The sequence below is a fragment of the Planosporangium spinosum genome, assembly GCF_049999945.1.
Lineage (GTDB): Bacteria > Actinomycetota > Actinomycetes > Mycobacteriales > Micromonosporaceae > Planosporangium > Planosporangium spinosum.
Genome location: NZ_JBLYUB010000029.1, coordinates 49303 through 75043, shown reverse-complemented (window position 1 = coordinate 75043; position 25741 = coordinate 49303). Strand labels below are relative to the sequence as shown.

General features: G+C 72.1%; 24 protein-coding genes and 1 pseudogene. 7 read left to right on the top strand and 18 right to left on the bottom strand.

The window, feature by feature from the left end; genetic code table 11:
• Positions 1–733: 733 nt before the first annotated feature.
• The 7 genes from ACNTMW_RS28655 to ACNTMW_RS28625 all read right to left on the bottom strand — a co-directional run bounded on the left by ACNTMW_RS28655 (position 734) and on the right by ACNTMW_RS28625 (position 5938).
• Entirely contained in the window at positions 734–1765 is a 1032-nt protein-coding gene (locus ACNTMW_RS28655; RefSeq protein WP_426637011.1) for an HU family DNA-binding protein, read from the bottom strand.
• A 305-nt stretch (positions 1766–2070) separates the two neighbouring features.
• Complete coding sequence (locus tag ACNTMW_RS28650) at positions 2071–2463, bottom strand: VOC family protein (protein ID WP_426637010.1); 393 nt, start codon at positions 2461–2463, stop codon at positions 2071–2073.
• Between the two features lie 189 nt (positions 2464–2652).
• Positions 2653–2973, bottom strand: coding sequence for an STAS domain-containing protein (locus tag ACNTMW_RS28645; protein WP_426637009.1), 321 nt, complete (start codon positions 2971–2973; stop codon positions 2653–2655).
• Positions 2974–3161: 188 nt separating this feature from the next.
• Positions 3162–4352: a cation:proton antiporter gene (locus tag ACNTMW_RS28640; protein ID WP_426637008.1), complete on the bottom strand. Its 1191-nt coding sequence runs from the start codon at positions 4350–4352 to the stop codon at positions 3162–3164.
• A gap of 8 nt (positions 4353–4360) precedes the next feature.
• Positions 4361–4843, bottom strand: coding sequence for a cation:proton antiporter regulatory subunit (locus ACNTMW_RS28635; protein ID WP_426637007.1), 483 nt, complete (start codon positions 4841–4843; stop codon positions 4361–4363).
• Positions 4844–5000: 157 nt separating this feature from the next.
• A complete protein-coding gene (locus tag ACNTMW_RS28630; protein WP_426637006.1) occupies positions 5001–5165 on the bottom strand; it encodes a hypothetical protein in 165 nt (54 codons plus the stop codon).
• Positions 5166–5554: 389 nt separating this feature from the next.
• Positions 5555–5938, bottom strand: coding sequence for a hypothetical protein (locus ACNTMW_RS28625; protein WP_426637005.1), 384 nt, complete (start codon positions 5936–5938; stop codon positions 5555–5557).
• Between the two features lie 390 nt (positions 5939–6328).
• Here ACNTMW_RS28625 and ACNTMW_RS28620 point away from each other — a divergent pair, with 390 nt between their 5' ends.
• Positions 6329–7378: a zinc-dependent alcohol dehydrogenase family protein gene (locus tag ACNTMW_RS28620; RefSeq protein ID WP_426637004.1), complete on the top strand. Its 1050-nt coding sequence runs from the start codon at positions 6329–6331 to the stop codon at positions 7376–7378.
• Positions 7379–7483: 105 nt separating this feature from the next.
• On the opposite strand, the gene ACNTMW_RS28615 is transcribed toward ACNTMW_RS28620, so the two are convergent.
• Positions 7484–8077, bottom strand: a complete 594-nt coding sequence (locus ACNTMW_RS28615; protein ID WP_426637003.1) for a TetR/AcrR family transcriptional regulator — start codon at positions 8075–8077, stop codon at positions 7484–7486.
• A gap of 263 nt (positions 8078–8340) precedes the next feature.
• Here ACNTMW_RS28615 and ACNTMW_RS28610 point away from each other — a divergent pair, with 263 nt between their 5' ends.
• From ACNTMW_RS28610 to ACNTMW_RS28595, 4 genes and pseudogenes are all read left to right on the top strand, one after another.
• Positions 8341–8886 carry a MarR family winged helix-turn-helix transcriptional regulator gene (locus tag ACNTMW_RS28610; RefSeq protein WP_426637002.1) on the top strand — a complete coding sequence of 182 codons (546 nt, stop codon included), beginning with the start codon at positions 8341–8343 and terminating at the stop codon, positions 8884–8886.
• Positions 8887–8942: 56 nt separating this feature from the next.
• Positions 8943–10520, top strand: a pseudogene (locus ACNTMW_RS28605) (MDR family MFS transporter); the annotation flags it as partial.
• Between the two features lie 57 nt (positions 10521–10577).
• Positions 10578–11480, top strand: coding sequence for a carboxypeptidase regulatory-like domain-containing protein (locus tag ACNTMW_RS28600; RefSeq protein WP_426637031.1), 903 nt, complete (start codon positions 10578–10580; stop codon positions 11478–11480).
• A gap of 1 nt (position 11481) precedes the next feature.
• Positions 11482–12324, top strand: a complete 843-nt coding sequence (locus ACNTMW_RS28595) for a YceI family protein (protein WP_426637001.1) — start codon at positions 11482–11484, stop codon at positions 12322–12324.
• 70 nt (positions 12325–12394) lie between these two features.
• Here ACNTMW_RS28595 and ACNTMW_RS28590 read toward each other — a convergent pair whose 3' ends face one another.
• From ACNTMW_RS28590 to ACNTMW_RS28560, 7 genes are all read right to left on the bottom strand, one after another.
• A complete protein-coding gene (locus tag ACNTMW_RS28590; RefSeq protein WP_426637000.1) occupies positions 12395–12853 on the bottom strand; it encodes a (2Fe-2S)-binding protein in 459 nt (152 codons plus the stop codon).
• 12 nt (positions 12854–12865) lie between these two features.
• A complete protein-coding gene (locus ACNTMW_RS28585; protein ID WP_426636999.1) occupies positions 12866–15082 on the bottom strand; it encodes a xanthine dehydrogenase family protein molybdopterin-binding subunit in 2217 nt (738 codons plus the stop codon).
• A 321-nt stretch (positions 15083–15403) separates the two neighbouring features.
• Entirely contained in the window at positions 15404–16246 is an 843-nt protein-coding gene (locus ACNTMW_RS28580; protein ID WP_426636998.1) for a hypothetical protein, read from the bottom strand.
• Positions 16247–16258: 12 nt separating this feature from the next.
• The gene (locus tag ACNTMW_RS28575) at positions 16259–17467 is read right to left on the bottom strand and encodes an ABC transporter permease (protein ID WP_426636997.1); all 1209 of its coding nucleotides are present in this window, start codon (positions 17465–17467) and stop codon (positions 16259–16261) included.
• On the bottom strand, positions 17464–18213 hold the full coding sequence (locus ACNTMW_RS28570; RefSeq protein WP_426636996.1) for an ABC transporter ATP-binding protein: 750 nt from the start codon (positions 18211–18213) through the stop codon (positions 17464–17466). The genes ACNTMW_RS28575 and ACNTMW_RS28570 overlap by 4 nt, the downstream gene beginning before the upstream one ends.
• Positions 18210–19562 (bottom strand): efflux RND transporter periplasmic adaptor subunit, encoded by a 1353-nt coding sequence (locus ACNTMW_RS28565; protein ID WP_426636995.1) that lies wholly within the window; start codon positions 19560–19562, stop codon positions 18210–18212. The genes ACNTMW_RS28570 and ACNTMW_RS28565 overlap by 4 nt, the downstream gene beginning before the upstream one ends.
• A gap of 276 nt (positions 19563–19838) precedes the next feature.
• Positions 19839–20054: a winged helix-turn-helix domain-containing protein gene (locus tag ACNTMW_RS28560; protein ID WP_426636994.1), complete on the bottom strand. Its 216-nt coding sequence runs from the start codon at positions 20052–20054 to the stop codon at positions 19839–19841.
• 154 nt (positions 20055–20208) lie between these two features.
• Here ACNTMW_RS28560 and ACNTMW_RS28555 point away from each other — a divergent pair, with 154 nt between their 5' ends.
• The gene (locus tag ACNTMW_RS28555) at positions 20209–20502 is read left to right on the top strand and encodes a hypothetical protein (protein ID WP_426636993.1); all 294 of its coding nucleotides are present in this window, start codon (positions 20209–20211) and stop codon (positions 20500–20502) included.
• 341 nt (positions 20503–20843) lie between these two features.
• On the opposite strand, the gene ACNTMW_RS28550 is transcribed toward ACNTMW_RS28555, so the two are convergent.
• From ACNTMW_RS28550 to ACNTMW_RS28540, 3 genes are all read right to left on the bottom strand, one after another.
• Complete coding sequence (locus ACNTMW_RS28550; RefSeq protein WP_426636992.1) at positions 20844–22580, bottom strand: sensor histidine kinase; 1737 nt, start codon at positions 22578–22580, stop codon at positions 20844–20846.
• On the bottom strand, positions 22570–23280 hold the full coding sequence (locus ACNTMW_RS28545) for a response regulator transcription factor (RefSeq protein WP_426636990.1): 711 nt from the start codon (positions 23278–23280) through the stop codon (positions 22570–22572). The genes ACNTMW_RS28550 and ACNTMW_RS28545 overlap by 11 nt, the downstream gene beginning before the upstream one ends.
• 121 nt (positions 23281–23401) lie before the next feature.
• Positions 23402–24835 carry an efflux RND transporter periplasmic adaptor subunit gene (locus ACNTMW_RS28540; protein ID WP_426636989.1) on the bottom strand — a complete coding sequence of 478 codons (1434 nt, stop codon included), beginning with the start codon at positions 24833–24835 and terminating at the stop codon, positions 23402–23404.
• A gap of 261 nt (positions 24836–25096) precedes the next feature.
• Between ACNTMW_RS28540 and ACNTMW_RS28535 the strand changes: the two genes are divergently transcribed.
• Positions 25097–25645, top strand: coding sequence for a hypothetical protein (locus ACNTMW_RS28535; protein WP_426636988.1), 549 nt, complete (start codon positions 25097–25099; stop codon positions 25643–25645).
• Positions 25646–25741 lie beyond the last annotated feature (96 nt).

The window sequence follows — 25741 nt, the reverse complement described above, 5'->3', positions numbered from 1 at the left end:
GGGACGGGCACCAGGTTGGTGGGTGGCTGGGAGAGAAATCCATCGCACCACCATCGACCCAGGCAAGCCGAGCAGACCGTCACCGGGGCAACCGGGCCAAGCCGCTTCGCGGTCGCCTACGGCGAGCCTGGCGACCTCGGCACCGGCCCGCTCCCGGGACGGTGGGCCGACGGTGACGGGATGGATGGGCGGTAGCAGCGGCAGGCACGGGGGCCCGACCATGAGGCTCGACTGGCGATTGGGTGACGGCGGTATTCGGACCCAGGCGGGGTGTGTTCGGGGCCGTTCTCGTCGAGAGCGTTGAAGACCGTTATCTGTGCTTCCGCGAAGGTGAAACCGACCGCGATGCTGCCATTGGCCACGTCGTTGCCGATCCACTCAAGCAGCAGCGTCGGCCGACTTCGCCAAGGGCCGGAAAGAGTACGGGTGGGACGTTCACACATAAGCCCCGCTACGTAGCTCCCGCTCGGCGGTGTTCATGCCACCCAGCCCAGGCTTCGGTGTCCGGCTGGAGGACGGCCGCACCCTGCGGTTCCCGGTCCATGTCGACTGCGGCCCGTTCGGTGACGCTGTCGCCAACCACGTGCAGCGCGCGCCTCCGGGCTGGACATCCTGCTGGCCGGGTACCGGCACACCGACCGGTGGGGGACGGTCAACGCCGGGCCGGCGGCCCTCGTCGAAACGGAAAGAAAGAGGGCCGGGTCAATGCCCGGCCCTCTTCTCGCGGTAGCGGTCAGCGCTTCTTCGCCGCTGCGCTCTTCGTGGCCGGCGTCGCCTTGGCCGTGGTGGCCCGGACGGTCGCCGTCTTGCGGGCCGGCGTCGCCGCAGCCCTGGTGACCTTGGCCGGGGCCTTCTTGGCCGGCGCGGCCTTGGCGGCGGACTTCGCCGGCGCGGCCTTCTTGGTCGGCGCGGCCTTGGTAACCGACTTGGCCGGGGCCTTCTTGGCCGGCGCGGCCTTGGCGGCGGACTTCGCCGGCGCGGCCTTCTTCGCCGGCGCGGCCTTCTTCGCCGGCGCGGCCTTGGTAACCGACTTGGCCGGCGCCGTCTTGGCAGCAGCCTTCGTCGCGCGCTTCACGGTCGCCGTCTTGGCCGGCGCCGCCTTGACGGTCGCCGTCTTGCGGACCGGCGTCGCCGTCGCGGCCTTGGTCGCGGTCGCCTTGGTGGTCTTGGCGGTGGTCGGCTTGGTCGCGGTCGCCTTGGCGGCGGTCGGCTTGGTCGCGGTCGCCTTGGCGGCGGCCGGCTTGGCGGCGGCCGGCTTGGTCGCGCTGGCCTTTGCGGTGGTGGTCTTGGCGGTGGTCGGCTTGGTCGCGGTCGCCTTGGCGACCGTCTTCGCAGCGGGGGCGGCCTTGACCGCGGTCTTCTTGGCGGCGGCCGGCTTCGGCAGCTTGCCGCTGGCCACCAGCTCACGGAAGCCCGTGCCCGGCCGGAAAGCCGGAACATTGGTCTTCTTGACCTTCACGGCTTCGCCGGTGCGCGGGTTGCGCGCCGTTCTAGCGGCACGAGCCTTCTTTTCGAAGACACCAAAGCCGGTAATGGCAACCTTGTCGCCCTTGGTGACGGCGTGCTGGATCTCGGTCAGCACGGCGTCGAGCGCCTGCGTCGCCGTACGCTTGTCACCGAGGCGGGCCGAGAGCGCATCGATGAGCTCGGCTTTGTTCACGATTTCCTCCTGTAGTGGACTCTGTGCGAGTCGATCTGCGCACAACATCGGTTCCGTTTGCCGGGATACAAGAAATTTCGGGCAAAAGAAAACGTTGCGGTACAACGGATCCGGCCGGGGCTGAAAACGATGTCGTTGGGCCCGCTGAGAACGAGCTGTCCGGGAACCCGTCAACGGCTGAATTCCAAGGGCTGAAGCGTCGAGCGGGAAGGTTCGAACATCCCGCCGGCACGGACTTCCCAGCCGCCAGGTCAACGGTGACCGCTCAGGTGGGACTGGCGGGGATTGCGTTACCAGCCACCAGTTGACCGGACTGCCCGACGGTGTCCCCGTGGCCGTTCGTGCGGGTCGACGGTAGCCGCTACCGGCTGCGGATTCGCAACGCTACCGAGCAGGCCCGATCGGGTGGATCAGGCGCTGCCGAGCAGGTCCCACCGGTTGCCCGCGATGTCCACGAACACGGCGACGCGCCCGTAGGGTTCCGTGCGCGGCGGGGTCACGAACTCCACGCCGGCGGAGGTCATCCGGTCGTACGCGGCGTCGAAGTCGTCCACCCGGAGAAAGAAGCCGACCCGACCGGCGACCTGGTTGCCGACGGCGGCCGCCTGTGACTCCCCGTCCGCGCGGGCGAGCAGGATGCCCGTCTCGGCGCCGGGCGGCCGGACGACGACCCACCGCTTCGGGTGGCCGTCGTTCGTCAGTGACGGTGAGTCCTCGACCAGGTCGAAGCCGAGGGCACCGACGAAGAACGCGACGGCCGCGTCGTAGTCGTCGACGACAACGGTCACCAGATCGAGCCGCACCCGTACGAGCCTAGCGGCCGGCGCGGCAGGTGCGTGGCGCAGACGATCGCGTTGCGCAGACGATCGCGCGGTCAAGGCGATCGCGCGGTCAAGGCGATTGAACGGCCAAGGCGGCGCGGGCGGGTGGGAACGCCGGCGGAGTGCGGCGCGGGCGAAAGGTGTCACCGAGGTCCGCGCCGCCGGTACCCGTCAGCGGTCGGCGCTCAGCACGTCGTGCAGGCCCGTCTGGCGGAACTGGGCGGAGACGAACGCGCTGGGGTGGCGCACGGCGAACCTGACGCCGACGCTACGGGCGGCGTTGCGGCCGGTGGCGAGCGCGCCGATCCCGGTCGAGTCGATGAACGTCAGGTGCAGCAGATTGACCACGATGCGGGTCGGACGTAGCCGGGTGGCGGCATCGACCAGGATCCGGCACAGCCGGTCGGCCGAGCTGACGTCGACCTCACCCCGGATCTCGACGACGACCGTCCCGTCGCTCGTCCGGGAGGTATTGATCAGTGCGCCATCCACGCTCTCTCCGAATGTGGTCATCCCTGTCGTGTGAGTGGCACCACGGTACGACGGGCGGGGCTTCCACGCGAGGGGACCCCGCCCGCGTATCCGTGTCATAACACCAGGTGAGGGCTGTTCGCCGGCACGGTCACGATGCGGCCGGTCCGGACAGGGTGTCCGGTGCGGTCACGACACGACCGGTACCGTCACGGCAGCGAACCGTCGGCGCCGCCGGACGCCGTCCGTCGCCGGCGCAGCCGGTGGACGAGCGGCTCGGCGGCCCGGGCCAGCAGCGGTCCGGCGACGGCCAGGATGAGCACGTACGCCGCGGCGAGCGGGCCGAGACGCGGGTTGACGCCGGCGGTCACCGCCAGCCCGGCGATGACGATGTTGAACTCGCCGCGGGGCAGCAGTGCAGCCCCGGCCCGTAGCCGGCCGGTGGTCGCGCTGCCGACGCGGCGCGCGGCGTACCAGCCGGTCAGCAGCTTGGTCGCGATACCGGCGACCGCCAGCAGCGCCGCGATCCCCGCGACGGGCGGCAGGTCGGTGGGGTTGGTGTGCAGCCCGAAGAAGACGAAGAACACCGCGGCGAACAGGTCACGCAGCGGGCTGAGCAGTTCCCGCGCGGTGTGCGCCAGCGGCCCGGACAGGGCGATGCCCACCAGGAACGCGCCGACGGCCGCGGAGACCTGCAGGTGCTGGGCCACCCCGGCGACCAGTACCGTCAGGCCCAGCACCTTGAGCAGGACGACCTCATCACTGGGGCTGCTCACGAACCGGTCGACCACCCAGCCGAAGCGCAGTGCGACCAGCAGGATCAGCCCGATGGTCAACGCGGAGACGGCCAGCGTCAGCGACCCGGCCGCCAGACCCACGCCCGCCAGCAGGGCGGTGAGGATCGGCAGGTAGACGGCCATGGTGAGGTCCTCGAAGACCAGCAGGGACAGCACCGCCGGGATCTCCCGGTTGCCGAGCCAGCCCAGGTCGCCGAGGACCTTCGCGGTGATGCCGGACGAGGTGACGTAGGTGACGCCGCCCAGGGCCACCGCCGCGACCGGCCCCCACCCGAGCAGCAGGGCCGCGGCCACGCCGGGAGCGGCGTTGAGGACGAGGTCGACCAGCCCGGCGGGGGCCGACGAGCGCAGGTTGCCGACCAGTTCGCTGGCGGTGTACTCGAGGCCGAGCGTGAACAGCAGCAGGATCACGCCGATCTCCGCGCCCGCGGCGATGAACTCGTCGCTGGTGGCCAGCGGAAGGATGCCGCCCTGCCCGAACGCGAGCCCGGCGAGCAGGTACAGCGGGATGGGTGAGATGGAGAACCGTACCGAGACTGCGGCGAGCAGGCCCAGTACGAGGATGATCGCGCCAAGTTCAACAAGTAGTACTGATCCGTGCATATGCTGCCCTACCCGTGAGCCAGGATTGTGCCGACCGCGGCCGTGCCCTCGGCGGTACCGACCGCCACGACCACGTCGCCGGCCTGGAAGACGAAGTCCGGCCGCGGGCTCGCCACCACCTCGCGGTCCCGTACGACGGCCACGATCGAGGCGCCGGTACGGGTCCGGGTACGGGTGTCGCTGAGGCTGCGGCCGTCGTACGGGGAGCCGGCGACGATCAGGATCTGCTCGCTGACCAGCCCTTCGACCTGCCGGTGCAGTTCCGCCAGGCGCTCGACGATCCGGGCCGCGCCGAGCAGTTCGGCCAGTCCGTTGGCCTCTTCCGGGTTGAGTACCACGGCCTCGGCCGCGCTGTCGGGATCGTCGCGCCGGTAGACGACCAGATCCCGGCGGCCGTCGCGGTGGGAGACGACCCCTATGCGGCGGCCTCGTTCGGTGACGAATGTGTGCCGCAGTCCGATGCCGGGCAACGGTGTGCGCTCGACGTCCACGGTGGTTCCTTTCAGTTTCGGGGGGATGGGTCAGTTCGGGGGTGGGCGGTGCGGTTCGGAAAGGGACGGGCGGTGCTCGGGTGAGTCGACCGGGCGGTGCCGGTGCGGCGGGCGGGCGCGGCGCACCCCCGCCGGACCGGCACCCCGGGGGGTCGGGTCAGGCGCTGGTGAATACGCCGTACGCCGTGCCCATGACTCCGGCTGCCTGAAGGATCATGAGGCCCATCATTCCCGTCATCGGTTGGTCCCGGCGAAACATGCTGATCATCAGGAATATGCCGACGGCGGCCGTCGCGAGTACGAGCACGAGAAGAACGAACACGAGATCTCCCACAGAGGGTGGTGACAAGACAAGGACGGACACCCTTCCGGCCACCGGCCACCGCCCGCATGCGCGGCGTCGCACGGCTGTGGTGCATCGCCTGCACCCAGGGCCGTGTGCGGCCGCCGCATGGTCGCCACGAGGGGCCGTACGGGGTACGGCAGTCGCGTGGTCGCGTGGGTACGGCGGTCACGCCGGGGCCACGGTCGCGCTCGTCGGGGCGGGACCGGAAGGGGAGTGGTGCGGCCTGCGGTTGCCGGATGCGGCCACGACCGGCGCGAGATTCACGCCGGCCCGGCGGTGCGGTCGGGCCGGGCGTGGCCCGGCGGTGCGGTCGGGCCGGGCGTGGCCCGGCGGTGCGCCGTGCGTGGCGCGGACCGGCGGTGCGGTCAGGCCGGGTGCGGCGTGGGTGGGGCCCTGCCCCGTGACGCCGACACGCCCGCGGCGGCGGGCACCGGCCATGTCGGTGCCACCGCCACCGCCCAGCGGTACGGCCGGTGCAGCGCGGCCAGCAGCACGGACAGCGCGACGATGAACAGCAGCGCGCCGCCGTGCCCGCGGCCGGCCACCAGTCGGGTCGACCGGTCACGCTCACCGGCGGTCTGCGGCAGGCCGACAGGGTCGGCGGCCATGGCGGCCGAGACGGTGTGGTGGACGTCTCCCGGGCCGTTCCGGTCGGCGCCGGCGACGCCGTACCCGACGGCGCCGAACACCAGCAGCAGCGCCAGCAGCGTGGCGGGGAGCCGCCACCTGACCTGCCCGCTGCGCGTCACCGATCGCTCCCGTTCCGGCCGGCGTCGGCTTCCGGCGCTGTTCGCGCCGCCGTCCGTTCCGGCGCCGAAGGTTCCGGAGCCGAAGGTTCCGGAGCCCCGGGTTCCCGGTGCTCGCTGTTTCCCGGCCACTACTCGTCCTCCGCGGTCGATCATGTCCCGCGGTCGTGGTCGAACCCTACCCGAGACGGCGGCTGGCCGGCGCGTACCGCCGGTCCCGGTGGGGGGCCGGGTGTGTCCCGAGGCGGCTGATGCGATGATCGAATTGACGAATTGCGGAGAACGAGTTCTGGCGAACGGGTTACGGCGAATTCGCCGGTATCGCCCGACGTCGCGTGGGCGCTCCCTCGACACCCCGCGACGCCACGCCGGTGCGGATGGGAGAACCACGGCATGCGAGCAACTATGATCCACGGCCCCCGTGACATCCGCCTGGAAGAGGTGCCCGACCCCGTCATCCGATACCCGACCGACGCGATCGTGCGGGTGGTGGCGTCCTGCGTGTGCGGCTCGGACCTCTGGCCCTACCGCGGCGTCCGGCCCACCGGGGAGCCGCACCGCATCGGCCACGAGTTCGTGGGTGTCGTCGAGGAGGTCGGCTCGGACGTCCGGGTGGTCTCGCCCGGCGACTTCGTGATCGCGCCGTTCGCGATCAGCGACGGTACCTGCCGGGTCTGCGGGTACGGCATCACGACCTCGTGCGAGAACGGCGGATGGTGGGGCTCCGAGGACGGCCCGGGTTCGTCGGTCGACGGGGGGCAGGGGGAGCGGGTACGGGTACCACTGGCCGACGGCACGTTGGTCCCCACGCCCGAGCAGCCGGACCCGGCGCTCGTCCCGAGCCTGCTGACCCTGTCCGACGTGATGGGTACCGGCCACCACGCCGCCGTGTCGGCCGGTGTGACGAAGGGCAGTACGGTCGTGGTCGTCGGCGACGGCGCGGTCGGCCTGTGCGCGGTGCTGGCCGCCCGGCGCCTCGGCGCCGAACGGATCGTCGCCATGTCGCGGCACGCCGAGCGGCAGGAGGTGGCCCGCGCCTTCGGTGCGACCGACATCGTCGCCGAGCGCGGCGAGAAGGGCGTCGCGGCGGTCAAGGACCTGCTCGGCGGCCTCGGCGCGGACGCGGTCCTGGAGTGCGTCGGCACCAAGGAGTCGATGGAGCAGGCGCTGGACTCGACCCGGCCCGGCGGCTACGTCGGGTACGTCGGGGTGCCCGCCGGTGGGCCGGAACTGCCGATCGGCACGATGTTCAGCGGCAACCTCAACGTCGCCGGCGGGGTCGCCCCGGTCCGTACATACCTGCCGGAGCTGCTCGTCGACGTCCTCGCGGGCACCATCGACCCGGGCCGGGTGTTCAACCTGGAGCTGCCGCTCGACCAGGTCGCCGAGGCGTACGCCGCGATGGACGAGCGCCGGGCGATCAAGGTACTGCTGCGGCCCTGACGTCCCGGGCGCGGGCCGACAGCCGGACGGGCCGCTACCGGACGGGCGCTACCGGAGCTACCGGAACTACCGGACGGTCCGCTACCGGAACTACCGGGCGGGCCGCTACCGGAACTGTGCGCTGATCTGGTCGAACACGTCGTCGGCGAGGTCGCTCAGCGGCCGGTGATGCAGGTCGTCGAGCCAGAGCTGGGTGGCCAGCCGTACCCCGGTCAGGAAGGTGGCGGCCATCACCCGTGCCCGCATCGGGTCGGTCGGTTGGTCGCCGAGCCGTTCGGCGACGGCCCCGGCCAGGTCGCGCTCGAACTGGGCGAGCGCGGTCAGTTGGCGGGCCCGCAGCGTCGGGTGCGCGCGCATGAGTTGGATCTCGGCCAGCCACTGCGGAGAGGACTCGCCGAGCCGCGGGTACAGCGCGGAGAAGGCCTGGCGCAGCGCGGTCCACGCGGACTCCTCGGCGGGTCGCGCCCGTAGCAGGTCGAGCAGCGTTCGCAGGCGCTGCGCGTACCCGTAGAGCACGGCGTCCTCTTTGCCGTCGAAGTAGTTGGAGAACGTGCGGCGGGACAGGTCGACGGCGTCGGCGATGGCCTCGACGGTGACGTGCTCCAGGCCACGCTCCACCGCCAGCCGCACGGCGGTCTCGTGGAGAGCCTGCCGGGTGGCGGCCTTCTTGCGCTCCCGCAGGCCGGTACTGGTGTTCATCGCTGATCACCATAGCTGAGTGAGAAAAAATACCCAATGGGAAAAGTTTCTCTGTGGGTATGTATGATTTGTTTGCATGGGCCAAGCAGTTAGCCGGCCCGGCGGGTGGCCGGCCCGGAACCTGACCGGCCCAGAAGCTGAGCGGTTCAACGCTGGCCGGCCCGTGCTGACCGGCCAAAACTGACCGGCCCGGCGGGCGGGACGGCCCACGAGGGCCCGGATGGCCCCGACTCCCGACAGTCCACGAAGCGAGGTGACGGCCCATGACCGCGGTACCGGACGCGGGGTTGGACGAGCGACTGCGCGCCCTGGTGAGGGCGCTGCGGGTCGCCCGGCAACGGCTGCTTGTCCAGGACGTACCGGTGCAGCCCGGCATGATCGGGATCCTGTCGGCGATCGGATCCGCCGGGGAGGACGCCGGTTGCCACCCGAAGGAGCTGGCGGTGCGGTGCGCACTGGACGCCTCCACGATCAGCCGGGCGGTCGCCACACTGGTGGCCCGCGGCCTCGTGCGGCGCAGCGCCGACCCGGCCGACGGCCGGGCCTGCATCCTCACTCTGACACCGGCCGGCCGTACCGTGCTCGCTGACCTCCAGGGCCGCCAGGCCGAGTACCTCACCACGGCGCTGCGCGACTGGACCGGCCCGGAACTCGACGCCTTCGCCGCCGCGCTCACCCGCTTCGCCGATGACCTGACGACCTACCTGGACCGGACAGCCGCGGCGGACATGGCGACCGCCCACGTGTCCGGCCCGTCCCACGACCACCCGTCTGAACCCGAGACACCCACGTTGGAGGCAGCGCTGTGAGCGCAGCGACCACCGCACCACCCACGGCGACGACCGCGCCACCCGGTACCGAGGCGATGAGCCACCGCGAGATCATGGAGGCGCTCAGCGGCCTGCTGCTGGTGCTGTTCGTCTCGATGATCAGCATCACCGTGGTGTCCAACGCTCTGCCGCAGATCATCGGCGCGCTGGGCGGCACCCAGAGCCAGTACACCTGGGTGGTGACAGCGGCCCTGCTCTCCTCGACCGCTTCGACGCCCATCTGGGGCAAGCTCGGCGACCTGTTCAGCAAGAAGACGCTGGTCCAGGTGGCCATCGTCATCTTCGTACTGGGCTCTGCGGTCTGCGGGTTGGCGCAGAACACCCCGCAGCTCATCGCCGCCCGCGTCCTGCAGGGCCTGGGCCTGGGCGGCCTGCAGGCGCTGGTCCAGGTCGTGATCGCGGCGATGATCCCACCCCGGGAGCGCGGCCGCTACAACGGCTACCTCGGCGGCGTGATGGCCCTCGCCACGGTGGGCGGTCCGCTGCTGGGCGGCGTCATCGTCGACACCTCGTGGCTGGGCTGGCGGTGGTGCTTCTACGTGGGCGTGCCGTTCGCGGTGATCGCGTTCTTCGTGCTGCAGAAGACCCTGCACCTGCCCACCGTGCGCCGGGACGGCGCGCAGATCGACTACCTCGGCGCCACGCTGATCGCCGCCGGCGTGAGCGTGCTGCTGATCTGGGTCACCTTCGTGCACCACAACTTCGCCTGGCTGTCCTGGCAGACCGCGGCGATGGTCGGCGGCGGCGTGGTCCTGCTGGCCCTCGCGGTGATCGTGGAGGCGAAGGTGGCCGAGCCGATCGTGCCGCTGCGCATCGTGGTGCAGCGCACCCCGGCCCTGGCGATCCTGGCCAGCGTCGCGGTCGGCATGGCCATGTTCGGCGGTTCGGTCTTCCTCGGCCAGTACTTCCAGATCGGCCGTGGTTACAGCCCGACCAAGGCCGGTCTGATGACCATCCCGATGATGGGCGGCGTGCTGATCGCCTCGACGATCGCCGGCCTGCTGATCACCAAGAGCGGCCGGATCAAGCCGTACATCGTCGCCGGCACGGTCATCCTGGTCGGTGGCTTCGTGGCCCTGTCCCGGATCGACCACCAGACCAAGCTGGTCTACGTGGGCGCGGCCATGGCGCTGGTCGGCGTCGGCGTCGGCATGACCATGCAGAACCTGGTCCTGGCCGTGCAGAACACCGTCGCCCTGCGCGACCTCGGCGCGGCCAGCGGCACGATCACGTTCTTCCGGTCGCTGGGCGGCACCATCGGCGTGTCGGTGCTCGGCGCGGTGCTGGCCGACCGGGTCGCCACCGACATCCCGCAGCGGATGGCCGCCGCCGGCATCCGCATCCCGGCCGGTGGCGGTGGCAAGACCGGCACGCTTGACCTGCACGCCATGCCCAAGCCGATCGCGGACATCGTCCGCGCCGTCTACGGCGACGCCACCGCGCACATCTTCCTGATCTCGGCGGTGATCGCGGTCGTCGGTGTGCTGGCCGCCGTGGCACTGCCCCGCATCACCCTGCGCTCCAGCGTCGACCTCGCCAAACCAGCGGCTGACGGCGACGCCGCCGCGGCCGATCAGGCGCCGGCGGCCGCCGACGGGCACGTCAACGGCGCGCCCTACCGCGCGGCTCACTCGGCGGCCATCGTCGCGCCGGAATCGGCGGCGGCGCCCGTGCCGCCCAGCGGCGCCGCCCTCACCGGCCGGGTGGAGAGCGCCGACGGGCGGGCCGTGGCCGGCGCGGTGTTGACGGTGACGGACTTCCCGGGGCACCAGGTCGCGCGTGCGGTCAGCGGGGCCGACGGCGGCTACCGGCTGAACCTCCCGTCGGGCGGGTCGTACCTGGTGATCTGCGCGGCGGAGCAGCACCAGCCGATGGCGGCGATGGTGTCGGTGGGCCTGGGTGAGGTACGCCGGGACATCACGCTGGCGGGTGCCAGCGTGGTCGAGGGGCGGGTGCTCCAGCACGGTGGCCGGCCGATCAGCGGCGCGACGGTGACGTTGACCGACGCCCGGGGTGAGGTCGTGGGCGCCGCGGTGACCGGCCCGGACGGCGCGTACGTGCTGGCGGACCTGTACCCGGGGGAGTACGTGTTGACCGCGACGGCGGAGCGCACGCTGCCCGTGGCCCGCGCGGTCACGGTCGACGGCGCCGGGTCGCACCGCTTCGACGTGGTCCTGCGCTCGAACGCGACGGTGTCGGGCGTGGTACGGGCGGCCCGGTCGGGCCAGCCGGTGCCGGACGCCTCGGTGACGCTGGTCGACGCCTACGGCAACGTCGCGGGCACGGTGGTGACCGGTGACGACGGCCGGTACGAGTTCGCCGGGCTGCTGCCCGGGGCGTACACGCTGACCGCGAGCGGGTACGCGCCGGTCGCGACCCGGCTGGAGGTGAGCGGTGAGCGTACCGACCGGGACGTCACCCTCGGCGACCCCGCGATCCCGGACGACCTCTCGACCCTCCCGGACTCCGGGATGCCGGCGGACCGTGGACCGGCGGACCGTGGACCGGCGACGTCGACGCTGATTTCCTCCCCGGACCAGCGGGTTCCCTCCCCGGACCAGGGGCAGGGCTGAGATGTCGCAGACGAAGCAGGAGACCGGCGTGGCGTCCATGACCGCGGAGGTGCGGGGAGTGGTGACGACCGGCGACGGCTGGCCGCTGCCCGGCGCGACCGTCACGGTCGTGGGGCTCACCGGGCAGCAACTGGGCCGGGGCGCCGCGGACGACGCCGGGCGGTTCGCCGTGCCGGTGTCGGCCGCCGGCGCGGCGACGGTCATCGTCGCCGCGCCGGGGGTCGACCCGGCGGCCCGGATCGTCTCGGTCGGCGCGCAGGGCGTCACCGACCTCGGGCCGATCGTCCTCGGCAGCGCCCAGCGGACGTCGCTGCCGGCCTCCGGGCTGTGGACGATCGACCCGGCGCACTCGATCGTCCGGGCCAAGGCCCGGCACCTGGCGCTGTCGCACGTCGAGGGCAGGTTCATGGCGTTCTCCGGCCAGATCCGGATCGCCGATCCGGTCGAGCGGTCCAGCGTCGAGGTCAGCATCGACACGACCAGCATCGACACCGGGAACGCCGAGCGGGACACGCACCTGCGCTCGCCGGACTTCCTCGACGTCGAGCGGTTCCCGGTGATGGCCTTCCGTAGCGAGCGGGTGGTGCGCCACACCGACGAGCGCTGGCGGGTCGACGGCCTGCTGACCATCCGCGACGTCACCCGGCCGGTCGCCCTCGACGTCACGTACCTGGGCACCGGAGCGGACCCGTGGGGCGGCACCCGCTTCGCGCTTACCGCCACCACCCAGCTCGCCCGCAAGGACTACGAGATCAACTGGAACATGGGGCTGCCCGGCGGCCTCGTCCTGGTCGGGCCGACCCTCCGCGTCGACCTGGAGATCCAGGCCGTCCGCGCGGGCTGACCCGGACCCTGGGCACCTGGCGGTGCCATGATCCCGCCAGGTGTCCGGGATTTATCGCATCTCGGCGGTTCTATGGCATCTCGGCGGCCGCCCGCTTGATCGCCTCCCGGATCCGGAAGTACGTGCCGCACCGGCAGACGTTCTCGATCGCGTCGATGTCGGCGTCGGTCGGGTTCTTCGTTTTCTTCAACAGGGCGACCGCGGCCATGATCTGGCCGGGCTGGCAGTACCCGCACTGCGCGACGTCCTGGGCCAGCCACGCCTCCTGTACCGGGTGGAGGTTGTCGCCGTCGGCGAGGCCCTCGATCGTGGTGACCTCGCGGCCGGCGGCCTGGGAGACCGGTACCACGCAGGGGTTGATCGCCTCGCCGTCGAGGTGGCTGGTGCACGCTTTGCAGACGTTGATACCGCAGCCGTACTTGGGTCCCTTGATGCCGAGCTTGTCGCGGAGCACCCACAGCAGCGGCAGGTCGGCGGGCGCGTCGACGGTGACCGTCTCGCCGTTCACGGTGAACGTGTAGCTGGGCACGGCCTGCGCTCCTTACCGGGGGAACGGGGTGAAGTCGACGTCGAAGTTGATCGGGAAGCTGCGCGGACGGACACCCGTGGCGCGGGCGTACGCGTTGCCGATCGCACCGACCGCGGCGGGCAGGCCCAGCTCCCCGGCGCCGCCGGGCTCACCGTTGGCGGGCATGATGTGGATCTCCACCTGTGGCGGGGTGTCCCGCTGCCGGGCGTAGTGGAACTGCGAGTAGCTGCCCTCCAGCGGCAGGCCCCGGTCGATGTGCAGCCCGGCCCGCAGCGTCGTGGAGATCGCGTCGGTCAGGCCACCGAGGAGCTGCGCCTCCAGGCCCCGGGGGTTGATCGGACGGCCGACGTCCGCGGCGATCACGGCCTTGACCACCCGGGGCTTCTTCGGGTCCCGCGCGTCGATCTCGACCAGGCAGGCCGTGCACGACCGGTACTCGTCGTGGAAGCCGATGCCCTGCGCGAACCCCTTCGGCATGGTGCGGCCCCACCGGCCGGCCGTGGCGACCTTGTCCAGCACCGCCCGCTGGCGGTCGGTCCTGAGGAACTCCCGGCGGAAGGCCACCGGGTCCCTACCCAGCTTCCTTGCGATCTCGTCGACCATCATCTCCTCGGCGCCGCGGGTGTTCGCCGAGTACACGGAGCGCCAGCTCCCGGTGTGCATCCGCAGCGGCACCTCGGTGAGCAGTTCGGTCACGATGCCGAAGTGGTACGGCACCTTCACGGTCGTGGCGAACACGGTCTGCGCGAACGTGAGGTTGCCCGCGACCGGGAGTTGCGCGGCGGTGGCGGTGAGGATCTCGCCGAGGCCGTGCCGGAAGTCGGTCTCCATGGCGGCCACCCGGTGCTCGTACGTCAGCACCTGCCCGAGCGCGTAGGTGGCCCGGATCTTGTGGTGGGTCGCCGGGCGGGCCCGGCCGTGGCGCATGTCGTCGATGCGGCTCCACATCAGCTTGACCGGCCGGGCAAGCGCCTTGGAGATCCGCGCCGCCTCCAGCGCGGCGTCGAAGAACAGCCGCCGGCCGAACGACCCGCCACCCTGTACGACGTGGACGGTGACCTTGTCCTCGGGCAACCCGACCTCCCGGGCGATGGTCTGCCGGGCGACGACCGGGGACTTCAGGCCGGCCCAGATCTCGGCCCGGTCGGCGCGTACGTCCGCGATCGCGGAGTTGGTCTCCATCGGCGCGTGGCTGACCATCGCGAAGTCGAACTCGGCGTCGACGTGTTGGGTCAGCAGCGGCGGTACGGCGAACGGCGCGGCCGCCGCGCGCAGCTTCGCCCGGATGGTGTCGTCGGACTCGTCGTCGACGGTGCCGCCGTTCCAGACCACGTCGAGGGCGTTCTTGGCGTCCAGGGCCTGGCCGAACGTCTCGGCCATGACCGCCACCCCGGTTTCGACGACGGCCAGGTCGATCACGCCCGGCATCGCGCGGACGGCGGCGGCGTTGCGCACCGCCTTCACGGTGCCGTTGATGGTCGGCGGCCGGCGCACCATGGTCGGCATCGCGCCCGGCACGTCCAGGTCGAGGGTGTACGTCATCGCGCCGGTGACCATCGCCCGGGCGTCCACCCGCGAGGTGGGCGTGCCGACCAGCCGGTGCGCGGACTCCGGCTTGGGCCGGGCGACCGGGTTAGGCAGGCCCGCCTTCGCGGCGGCGGCCGACAGCGACCCGTACGGGGCGGTGCGCCCGTCCGGGGCGACCACCGCGCCGTCGCGGGTGACCAGGCGGTCCGCGGGTACGCCCCAGGCCTGCGCGGCGGCGGCGACCAGGCGCGCCCGGGCCAGCGCCGCGGTGTCGCGGACCGGACCGTACACCGAACGGATCGTGTTGGAGCTGCCGGTGAGCTGGTTCATCAGCAGCTCCGAGCGGGCGTCCGAGAGCGTCACCCGCACCTTCGCCAGCGGTATGTCCAGCTCCTCGGCGACCAGCATGCCGACCGCCGTCGTGATGCCCTGGCCGACCTCGGCGCGGGGCAGGTCCAGCGTCGCCGTGCCGTCGCCGGCGACCTCCAGGACCAGCATGTGCGAGGTCGGCGCGCCGGCCAGGATCAGTACGTCCCCGAGGTCCATGATGTCGGCCGGTGCCGGCAGGCTCGGTACCACCGACGGGTGCGCCGGCGCGGCCCCGGCGGGCCGGCCGGCGACGGTGTCCACCCCCAGGTCCGCGGCGAGGGTCAGGGTCGGCGCGGCGACCAGGTAGGTGAGGAAGCGCCGGCGGCTGGTCATCGGTACTCCTTGCCTTGCGCGCGGGCGAGGTCGCGGCCGGCTCGTCCGCGCCGGCTCGTCGCGCCGACCGATCAGTGTCGGCCAATCGGCGTCGGCCGATCGATGCCGACGTGGAGACCAGGATCACCGGCGATTGATCAACCGTCAAGGCCGTCGCGGCGAAATACGTTCGTCCGGGCGGCGGCGGGCCGAACGTCCGTCACCCGTCCGGGTGGGCGGGTGACGGACGCCGCCGGGGAGGCGGTCGACGGGCCCTGCTTCGCGCGGGGCGGCTTCGTGGCGGTGAGACCTATTTCGCGGGCGGCTTCGTGGCGGTGAAACCTATTTCGCGCGGGTCAGCTTCGTGGCGGTGAGCACCCCGTCGCCGCTGGCGGCGCCCTCGACGCTGACCTGCGAGCCGGGGGTCAGGTCCGAGAGCGCACCGCCCTGGGTCACCTGTACGGCGGTGGAGGAGTTGGTCCGTACCGTGAGGACGTCGCCGTCCGGGGTCTGTACGTAGACCGTGGTGCCGTCGACCATCTTCACGGTGCCGGTGGTGACGCCGGCCGCGGCGCTGCCGGTACTCCGGCCGCCCGGCTGCGCCCCGCCCGCGTTCTGGCTGCCCGCGTTCTGGCCGCCCGCGTTCTGGCCGTTCTGGCCGTTCGCGCGCTGGCCGCCGAAGCCGCCGGCGGCGGCGAACCCGGCCCCGCCGGGCAGCCCGGCCCGGCCCTGCGCCGCCGCGGCCGGGGTACCGAAGTGCTTCTGCACCTGCGCACCGGCGAGGAACCCGCCGACGACGAGGACCAGCCCGGCCAGCGCCACCGTGGTCCTGGTGGTGGCGCGGCGTGGCGCCCGCGCGGCCAGTTCCGTGCTCAGATCCTCGGAGAACGGGTCGCTGGACAGGTCCACGCCGAACGCGTCCGGGCCGGCGTCGCCGGCCGGCTCCGCCACCCCGGGGCGGTACGCCGTGACGGCCGGTTCCGCCGGGCCCAGTTCCATCGTGTCCAGGGCCGCGGTGTCGTCGTGGCCCGCGTTGTTCAGGGGCGCGTTGTTCGCGGCCTTGTTCAGGGGCGCGTTGTTCAGGGGCGCGTTGTTCAGGGGCGCGTTGTTCAGGGGCGCGTTGTTCACGGCCGCGGTGTCCAGGGGCGCCGGGTTGGGCTGGGCATGCCGTCCACGCGTACTCATAGCTCCAGGTCCTCACTCATAACGAAGCGCCTCGATGGGACGCAGCCCGGCCGCGCGGCTGGCGGGGTAGCTGCCGAAGAACAGTCCGATCGCGACCGACACACCCAGCGCGAGCGCGACCGAGGCGGGCACGATGACCGGTTTGATGCCGACGATGGTGAACTGGCTGCCGACGACGGCGGCAACGACCCCGAGCAGCCCGCCGATGAGGCTCAGGACCGTCGCTTCCACCAGGAACTGGGTCAGGACGGTACGCCGGGGCGCGCCGAGCGCCTTGCGGATGCCGATCTCGCGGGTACGTTCCGTGACCGTCACCATCATGATGTTGGTGATCCCGATGCCCCCGACGAGCAGGCTGATCGCCGCCACCGCGGCCAGCAGGACGGTGAATGTCTTCGCGCTGTCCTGCCGGGCCGACAGCAGCTGGGACTGGTTGAGAATCCGGTACGGCGGGCTCGCGGTGTTGGTGACGTGCAGCTTCTGGTTGAGGATCGCCGTCACCTCGGCCTGGGCGGCGTCGACGGAGTCGGCCGACGTGGCCTGGACCAGCAGTTGGTTGAGCGGGCCGTACCCGGTCAGGGCCTCCTGCACCGCCGTGACCGGCGCGATCGCGATGTCGTTGGGATCGTTGAACCCCGAACCACCCTTGTCGGCCAGTACCCCGACGACCGTGAACAGCGTGCCCGCCACGGTGATCTGTTTGCCGACCGGGTCGACCCGGTCGAACAGCGCCTGCGCGGCCGTCGAACCGAGAACCACCACCCGGCGGGCGTCCTTGACGTCGTCGGTGGTGAACGCCGTACCGCGGGCGACGGTGCTGTTGGAGGCCGGCAGGTAGCTCGGGGTGGTACCGATGAACTGCGGTACCGCGTGGTCCACACCCTCGTAGGTGGCCGTCTGCGCGCCCGTGACGACCGGCGAGACGCTCTTGACATCGGGGGCGGCGTCCCGGTCGCTCAACGCCTCGACCAGGTCGAACGTCAACGAGGTGTCCTGAATGGCGCTCGTGGACTGGCGGACCCCGCCGCCGCTGACGGTCAGCGTGTTGGTGCCGAGCCGCTCGATGCTCTGCTGGATCGCGCGGGCCGAGCCGTTGCCGACGGCCACCAGCAGGATCACCGCGGCGACACCGATCAGGATCCCGAGGACGGTCAGTCCGGAGCGCAACTTGTTGGCCAGGATGCCGCGGACGGCGAAGCGGACCGTCTCGATCGGGTTCATGCGAGCACCGCCGTGGTCGTGTCCCGGCGGATGACCTCGTCGTGCACGATCCGCCCGTCCACCAGCCGGATCAGCCGCCTGGCGTGCCGGGCCACATCGTCTTCGTGCGTGATGAGCACGATCGTGCGGCCGCTGCGGTTGAGCCGGTCCAGCACCGCGAGGACGTCCTCGGTGGAGCGGGTGTCGAGGTTGCCGGTCGGTTCGTCGGCCAGGACCAGTGCCGGCGCGGTGACCAGCGCCCGGGCGACCGCGACCCGCTGCTGCTGGCCGCCGGAGAGCTGGTTGGGTTCGTGACCGGCCCGGTCGGCCAGCCCGACCGTGGCCAGCGCGGCCAGCGCCCGGCTGCGCCGCTGTGCGGCCTTGATTCCGGCGTACGCCAGCGGCAGTTCCACGTTCGCCACCGCGCTCATCCGGGGGATCAGGTTGAACGCCTGGAACACGAAGCCGATGCGCCGGTTGCGGACCAGGGCCAACTGCCGGTCGTCGAGGCGGGAGACGTCCACGCCGTCGAGCAGGTACCGGCCGCTCGTGGGTACGTCCAGGCAGCCGAGGATGTTCATCAGGGTGGACTTGCCCGATCCGGACGATCCCATGATCGCCACGTAGTCGCCGCGCTCCACGGTCAGGCTGACCCCGCGCAGCGCGCGTACCCGGGTCTCGCCGTCGCCGTACACCTTGGCCACGTCGCGGACGTCGAGAACGGGGTGCGGGGTCAGGGGTGTGGTCGCCCGGGTCACCGTCGTCATCCGGCACCGCCGCCCCGGTTGCCGCCGGCCCCGCCCCGGTTGCCGCCGGTGAAGCCGCCGCCACCGGTGAAGCCGCCGCCACCGGTGATGCCACCGGGCACCCCGCCTCCCGGGAAGCCGCCGCCGGAGCGGTTGGAGCCGGTACCCGTACCGGTCGTGAGGTTGAGCGCCACCTGCTCGCCGGGTTCGAGCCCGGAGGTGATCTCCACGAACTGGTCGCCCTGGACGCCCACCTCGACCGGCCGTGTCTCGTGCCGGCCGCCAGCGGTGACGACGTCGACGGTGTGGCGCTGGCCGGTACCGCGGACGGCCGCCGCGGGTACCCGTACCGCGTCGTCGACCTGGGCCACGGTCACCGACACGGTCACGGTCTGCCCGATGCGGACACCGGTGGGCAGCGAGTCGAGGCTGATGGTCACCGGGTACGAGTTGACGTTGTTCTGGGTGGTCGCGGACGGCGCGATGGTGGCGATCCGGCCGTTCACCCGGGCCCCGGACAGGGCCGCCCAGGTCACCGTCGCCACCTGGTCGGCCTTCAGCCTGGTGGCGTCGGCCTCCGCGAAGGACGCCGACACCTGCATCTTCGACAGGTCGGCGATCCGGATGAACCCGCCGGTGGTGCTCGACGCGGTACCGGCGGAGCCGCCCGAGGCGCCGGCGGACCCGCCGGAGGAGCCGCCGCCCTGGGCTCCGCCGCCGGACGAGCCGTTCCCCGCCGACGAGCCGCCCGACGAGCCGCCAGCAGAATTCCCGGCCGACGAACTCCCCGCCGAGGATCCGCCGACCGTGCCGTTGACGGCCACCACCGTGCCGTCCATGGGGGCGGTCAGCGTCGTACCGTCGACCGCCCGCTGGGCCGCGTTCACGTTGTTCTGCGCGGTGGTGACCTGTGCCTGCGCGGCGGCGACGGCGGCGGCGTCGACCGTGGCCGCCGACCGGGCCCGGGCCAGGCTCTCCTGCGCCGAGGTCAGGTTGGCGCGGGCGGCGGTGAGCTGTTCCTGCGCGGCGGTGGGGTTGATCCGGGCCAGTACCTGACCCGTCTTCACCACGTCACCGACCTGGACGTCGATCTCGGTGACCGTGCCGGCGGTGACGAAGTTCGCCGCCGCCGTGGACGCGCTCTGCACCGTGCCACTGGCCGACACCGTCGCGGTCACCTGGCCCTGGCCGACCGCGACGACGCGGGGCGTCGTCCCTGCCGTCGGAGCGGTGTCCGCGACGGCGACCGTGCGGTAGGAAAGGTAGGCACCGGTGGCCAGCAGCAACGCCAGGAGGGCGTTGACGACCATGGTCGGCCGGCGCGGACGTAGCCGCCTCAGGGTTGACGGCAGGCGTGGCCAGAGGGACATGGCGGCCATGGTGCCGGCGCGCGATCAGAGCGGGATCGGGTTTCCCTCATAACTTGCTGGGAGCGGGTTGATCTCCGCCCGGCCGAAGTTGGTCCGTGAAGGCGTCGACACAGGACGGTTCTCTGGTTCCGGGGTCGTGCCGTCTCTGGTCCCCTCTGCGCCTCTCGTGTTTCCGCCGCACCTCTCGTGGACGGGAAGGCCATCGTCGGTGCCTTTCGGCGGGCCGCAGGCCGTGCCGGTGATCGTGGCTCGGGGGACCTGGTGGGATGCCTACCGTTACTCGGGGACGAATGTGCCGCGTCCGGGTACGCCGATGACCACACCGCGTTCCCGCAAGATCCGCATAACGCCGGCGATGGTCGCCGGGCTGACGCTGTAGAGATTCGCCAGCGTGGCGTACGTCGGAAGCTGCGAGCCAGGCGCGTACTCGCCGGCCTTGATCCTTTCAGTCAGGTCGGCGGCTATCTGATACGAGGTCATGGGCACTGGCACAACACGATCATGCAGGTTACACACCGTAAGCGCTATTGGATCGGTGTGCTCACTAGGCTCTATAATTAACTTAGAGAGGTTAGCACATAAGCGAGCCCCGATCAGCGAGGCACCGCCAATCGGGGCTCTTGATCGGACGTCGGAGGTCCGACCCGTGACCAGTATGAGGGCGAGGCACTACGCGCCCATAACTGCGCTGGAGACCGAACCTGTCGGTCCGTACACCGATCCGGAGCAGCGGGAGGAGGCACTGCGGGATGCTCTGCGGGGCGTGGACCTGGGGACGTACGACGAGCGGATGATCCGCTGGACGCTGGACAGGTTCGACAACTCGACCCTGCGGGTGTACGTGAGCTGGATCGAGCGGGCCCGGGTGATCGGCATGGTCGAGGTGTTGGAGGCCGACGCGATCATCCGGGCCCGGCTGCCTCGGCGGTCCGGTCGGTGACCGCGCATCAGCCGGTCCGGCCGAGCTGGGTGTGCGTGGGGTGCGGGTACTCGTGGCCGTGTCCGAGTCGCCGGCGTCAGCTGCTCGGCGAGTACGCCGGTACCCCGGTCTCGCTGTCCCTGGTCTTGAGTGCCGCGCTCGTGGAGGCCACGGCGGACCTACGTGCCGTTCCGGCCGGCGACCTGCATGACCGTTTTGTGGGGTGGTTGCCGATTTTCGGGTGACGGCCGACCCGTGAGTCGGGGTCCACGTCTCCAATCTTGGAAAGCAGGGCACCAATATTGGCGCCCAACTTTCCAAGATCTACCAGGAGCCGGCCCGGTCGCCGAGCGGCCCGGTTGTCAGACGCGGTCGGCCACGACGTCGTCGGTGCCGGGCGCGGCCACACCGGGCAGGAGTACCCGGAACCGGGCGCCCGCGCCGGCGGCGGTGTACAGCTCGACCCGGCCGCCGTGTGCCTGCACGATGGCGGCGACGATGGCCAGGCCCAGGCCGGCGCCACCGTGACGGCGGGCCCGGCTGGGATCAGCGCGGTAGAGCCGTTCGAACGCCCGCCCGGCGTGCTCGGCATCCATGCCGGGGCCGGTGTCGACGATCTCGATGACCGCGGCGGGTACGCCGGCGGGTAGCTCCGCGCCGACGGCGGCGGCGGGCCGAGGTGCGTCCGTTGTCGTTGCCACATCGGTGGACCGGCCCACCTTGACCGTCACGTCCGCGTCCTCCGGGGTGTGTTGCAGGGCGTTGGTGACGAGGTTGTTGACGACCTGGCGGATGCGGGGTTCGTCGCCGGAGACGGTGACCGGTTCGAAGTGGTCGCGGTCGTCGTCGAGGCCGGCGAGGCGGACGAACCGGTCGGGTACCCGGAGGTGGGCGTCGCGGACGGCGTCGGCGGCGACGGCGAGCAGGTCGACCGGGTGCCGTTCGAGGGGGCGTTCCTCGTCGAGGCGGGCCAGCAGCAGCAGGTCGTTGACGAGCAGGCGCATCCGGCCGACCTCGGCTTCGATGCGGCCCATGGCCTCGTCGAGGGCGGGTCCGGGTGGGGCGCCGCCGCGGCGGTACAGCTCGGCGAAGCCCTGGATGGAGGTCAGCGGGGTGCGTAGTTCGTGGGAGGCGTCGGCGAGGAACTGGCGTAGGCGTCGTTCGGACGCGCTGCGGTCGGCCAGGGCGGCTTCGATGCGGACGAGCATGGTGTTGAGGGCGGTGCCGAGCCGGCCGGGTTCGGTGTGGGGGTCGGTGTCGGGGACGCGTCGGGACAGGTCGCCGCCGGCGATCTCGGTGGCGGCGATCTCGGTGGCGATGTGCTCCATGCGGGTCAGCGGGCGCAGGCCGATCCGGACCACCGATGCCGCCGCGACCGCGATCAGGATCAGTACCAGGACGGTCACCGCTGCATCGACGAGGATGAGGGTCTGCTCGGTGACCTCGATCGCGCGCAGTGACACCGCGTGCACCGTGTACTGACGCCGGCCCGTGACGGAGGAGACCTTCACCCGCCAGCTGCCGTCCGTACCGGGGACGGTGAACGGATGTCCGTCGGCCCGGGCCTTCAGGGTCGCGAAGCTGCCCAGGGTCGGTTCGCCGCCGGTACTGGACGAACCGGTACTGGACGAATTGGTGTACCGGAGGGTGCCGTCGGGCGCGTACACGTAGATCCGTGTCCCGCCGCCGACGCCCGGCTCGGGTCGGGACGGCTCGGGCCGGGGTGGCCGGAGCGCGCCGGGCGGCAGTACCTGGCCGACCCTCGACGCGCCGTGCGCCTGGGCCTCCAGTTGCGCGTCCACCCGGCCGATCAGCTCCGAGTGCAGCAGCGTCAGGCCGGCGACATCGGCCACGACCAGGGCGACCGCGGCCAGGACGGCGGTGGTGACGACCATCCGGCGGCGCAGGGTCCACCGCCGCCACAGCGGAAGCCGGTGCCCGGGGAACGGCCGTCGCCACAGCGGCGGGCGACGCCGGGGGAGCGACTGCCGGGACGGCAGCCGTCGGGGAAGCAGCTGTTGGGGGAGTAGCCGTTGGGGAAGCAGCCGTTGGGGAAGTAGCCAGCGAGGCAGCAGGCGCGGCAGAGGGCTACGCCTCATCGGCGCGGGGCAGGCGCAGCGAGTATCCCACGCCGCGCACGGTGTGGATCAGCGGCGGTCCACACTTGTCGATCTTGCGGCGGAGATAGTACACATAGGATTCCACGATCCGCCCGTCGCCGCCGAAGTCGTAGTGCCACACCCGATCAAGGATCTGCGCCTTACTGACCACCCGGCCGGCGTTGGTCAGCAGGTACCGCAGCAGGTTGAACTCGGTCGGCGACAGGTCGATCAGCTTGCCGGCCCGGCGTACCTCGTGCGCCTCCTCGTCAAGTTCAAGGTCGGCGTAGCACAGCGCGCTGTTCTCGGCGGCCTGCGAACCCACCCCGCTGCGCCGCAGGATGGCCCGGATCCGCAGGATGACCTCCTCCAGGTTGAACGGCTTGGTGACGTAGTCGTCGCCGCCGACGGCGAGGCCGGCGATGCGGTCGGAGACAGCGTCCCGGGCGGTCAGGAACAGCACAGGTACCGGCTGCCGGGCGGCCCGCAGTCGCTGCGCCACTTCGAACCCGTCGAGATCGGGCAGCATCACGTCGAGCACGACCAGGTCCGGTTCGAACTCCGCGGCGGCCATCAACGCCTCCTGCCCGGCACCGGCGACGCGCACGTCGTACCCGGTCAGGCGCAGCGTCGCCGACAGCAGCGCGCGGATGTTGGGCTCGTCGTCGACGACCAGCACCCGGCCGGCATGGTCAGTCATGGTCGCCAATTTCGTTGCTGACACCCTGGAAGTTGTACTGGCCCCACCTTGGCGATCCCTGACAGCAAACTGGGAAAGTCCTGACGGTGGGGACCGGGAACGTGTCGGCGACTTCCGGTGGTCAGGAGCCCGCGATGAGGATCTCTTCATCCTCCTTGAGACCGGACCGGATCTCGACGTACCGGTCGCCGCGCAGGCCCACCTGGACCATGCGCCGCTCGTCGCGGCCGGCCGACCGTACGGTCACCACGGCGCCGGGGCCGACCACGAGCGGCACCGCCGCGGTCGGGACGTACAGCACGTCCTGGGCGGACGCGGTCACCACCGCCACGTCGGCGCGCTGGCCGAGGAGCAGGTCGGCGGGTACGTCGTCGAAGGCCACCAGGACGCCGTAGCGCACCAGCCGGCCCGAGGCCGTGCCGGCCGGATCGATCTGCGAAACCTTGCCGGTGACCTGCATCGAGTCCCGGCTGGGGAGCGTCACCGTGGCGGGTTGCCCGACCGCCAACCGGGCGACGTCGGCCTCGGAGAACTCCGCGCGCACCGCGGTGTCGGCGACCTCACCGAGCACGATGAAGGCGGTGGCGCCCGGCGTCTGCTCGGCGCCGACGGTACCGGCGACGGAGAGCACCTTCCCGGCCACCGGGGCCGTGATGGTCGTCCCCGCGAGCTTGTCCTGCGCGAGTCGCAGCGCCAGTCGGGCATTGGTGAGCTGCTGCTCCGCCGACATCAGGCTGTCACCGCCACCCGACCGGCCGCCGGCCGCGCCACCGGCCGTCCCGCCGCAGCCACCGGTACCGGCGCCGCCCTGCGCCGGGTTACCGCCGGTGCCCGCGCCACCACGCGCGGGACTGCCGGACTGTGCCGGCTGGGTCGGCCGGCCCGGCGCGGCGGTTCCGCCGGGGGCAGGTGACCGGGCGGGGTCAGCGGTGGGATCGGCGGTGCGGCTCGGCGCCGCCGACGCAGATGCCGACGCAGATGCCGACGCCGACGCCGACGGGCTGACCGTGCCGGCGGCTTGGACCGTGCCGGCGGCTTGGACCGTGCCGGCGGCTTGGACCGTGCCGGCGGCTTGGACCGTGCCGGCCGCCCGGACCGTGCCGGCGCTGTTCCGGCTGGCGTATGCCGCGGGTGCCACCTGGCAGGTCGCGGCGGTGGTGCCGGCCTGCTGGGCGCGGGCCAGGGCGTCGGTGGCCGAGTCCACCGCCGCCTGGGCCGCGTCGACGTCTTCCTGGGCGCTCGTACCGTCGATGCGGGCCAGCACCTGCCCGCCGGTCACCGTGTCGCCGGCCTTCACGTCGAGCTCGGTCACGACGCCGGCCACGCTGAAGCTCAGGCCCCGGCTCCGCGCCACCTGTACCGTCCCGGCGGCGGACGCCGTCGCCTCGACCGCACCCCGCTGGACACGGGCCGTGGTCGACGCCTTGGCCGCCGGTCGCGCGCGGTCGGCGTACCCGATGGTGGCGACCGCGCCCGCCCCGACGACCACCGCGACCAGCGTCAACCACAGCGCCGGGCCGCGCCGGGGCAGGCGCGCCGGTAGCCGGAATCTCATGGGGCGTCAGTCTGGCCGTCCCGGCTCCCGGTTACCTCGGGTGTACCTCGGAGAAAGCTCAAAGCTGCCGCCCTGGGTACCCGGCGGCTCCCAGCTGATTCCGAGGTCGGTCTGACGCAACACCGAGCCGCCCCGGCTTTGCTGGCCCCGCGCGGTTTTAGACAGCCGCGGGCGCGGCAGGTAACAGCACAGCCGCGGACGCGGCAGGTAACAGCCGGGTGCGTCGGCGGCGGCGCGGCCGGTGGCCGATCGGAGGTCAGGGTGCGAAACCGGGTACGTGTCGCGGTGGGGTCGCTCATCATGATGGGCGCCCTGGGTACGGTGGCGGCGTGCGGATCCTCGTCGCCGGCCACGGGCGCTACGGACGCCGCGCCGGGTCAGGGCGGCATGCAGGCGTACGCGGCCTGCCTGAGCAAGCACGGCGTGACCCTGCCATCGGCTTTCCCCCGGGGCAACCGGCCCAGCGGTCGGCCGAGCGGCTTTCCCACCGCCCGACCCTCGGCGGAGCCCGACGGATCCCGGCGACCGGGCGGCCCCGGTGGCTTCGGCAACCAACCGCCGGCCGGGGTCGATGCGGCGACCTGGCAGCAGGCACAGCAGGCGTGTGCTTCGTTGCGGCCGAGCGCCGGACCGCGCAACGGACGTAACGGCGCCGCCACCGCCTACCGCAACTGTCTCGCCGACCACGGCGTCACGGCGTCGAGGGGGCCGGACGCCCTGGATGCCAACGATCCGACGGTCGCGGCGGCGCTGAAGGCGTGCGAACCGTTGCGCCCGACCGCCCGGCCGACCCCCGGCCCCACGGGCTGACCCGGGTGGGTCCACGCAGAGTCCTACCCGGAGTGACCCGGTAGGGGTTCCGCGCCGGGGCTGTCGATCCCCGCTGCCGATCCCCGCTGCCGATCC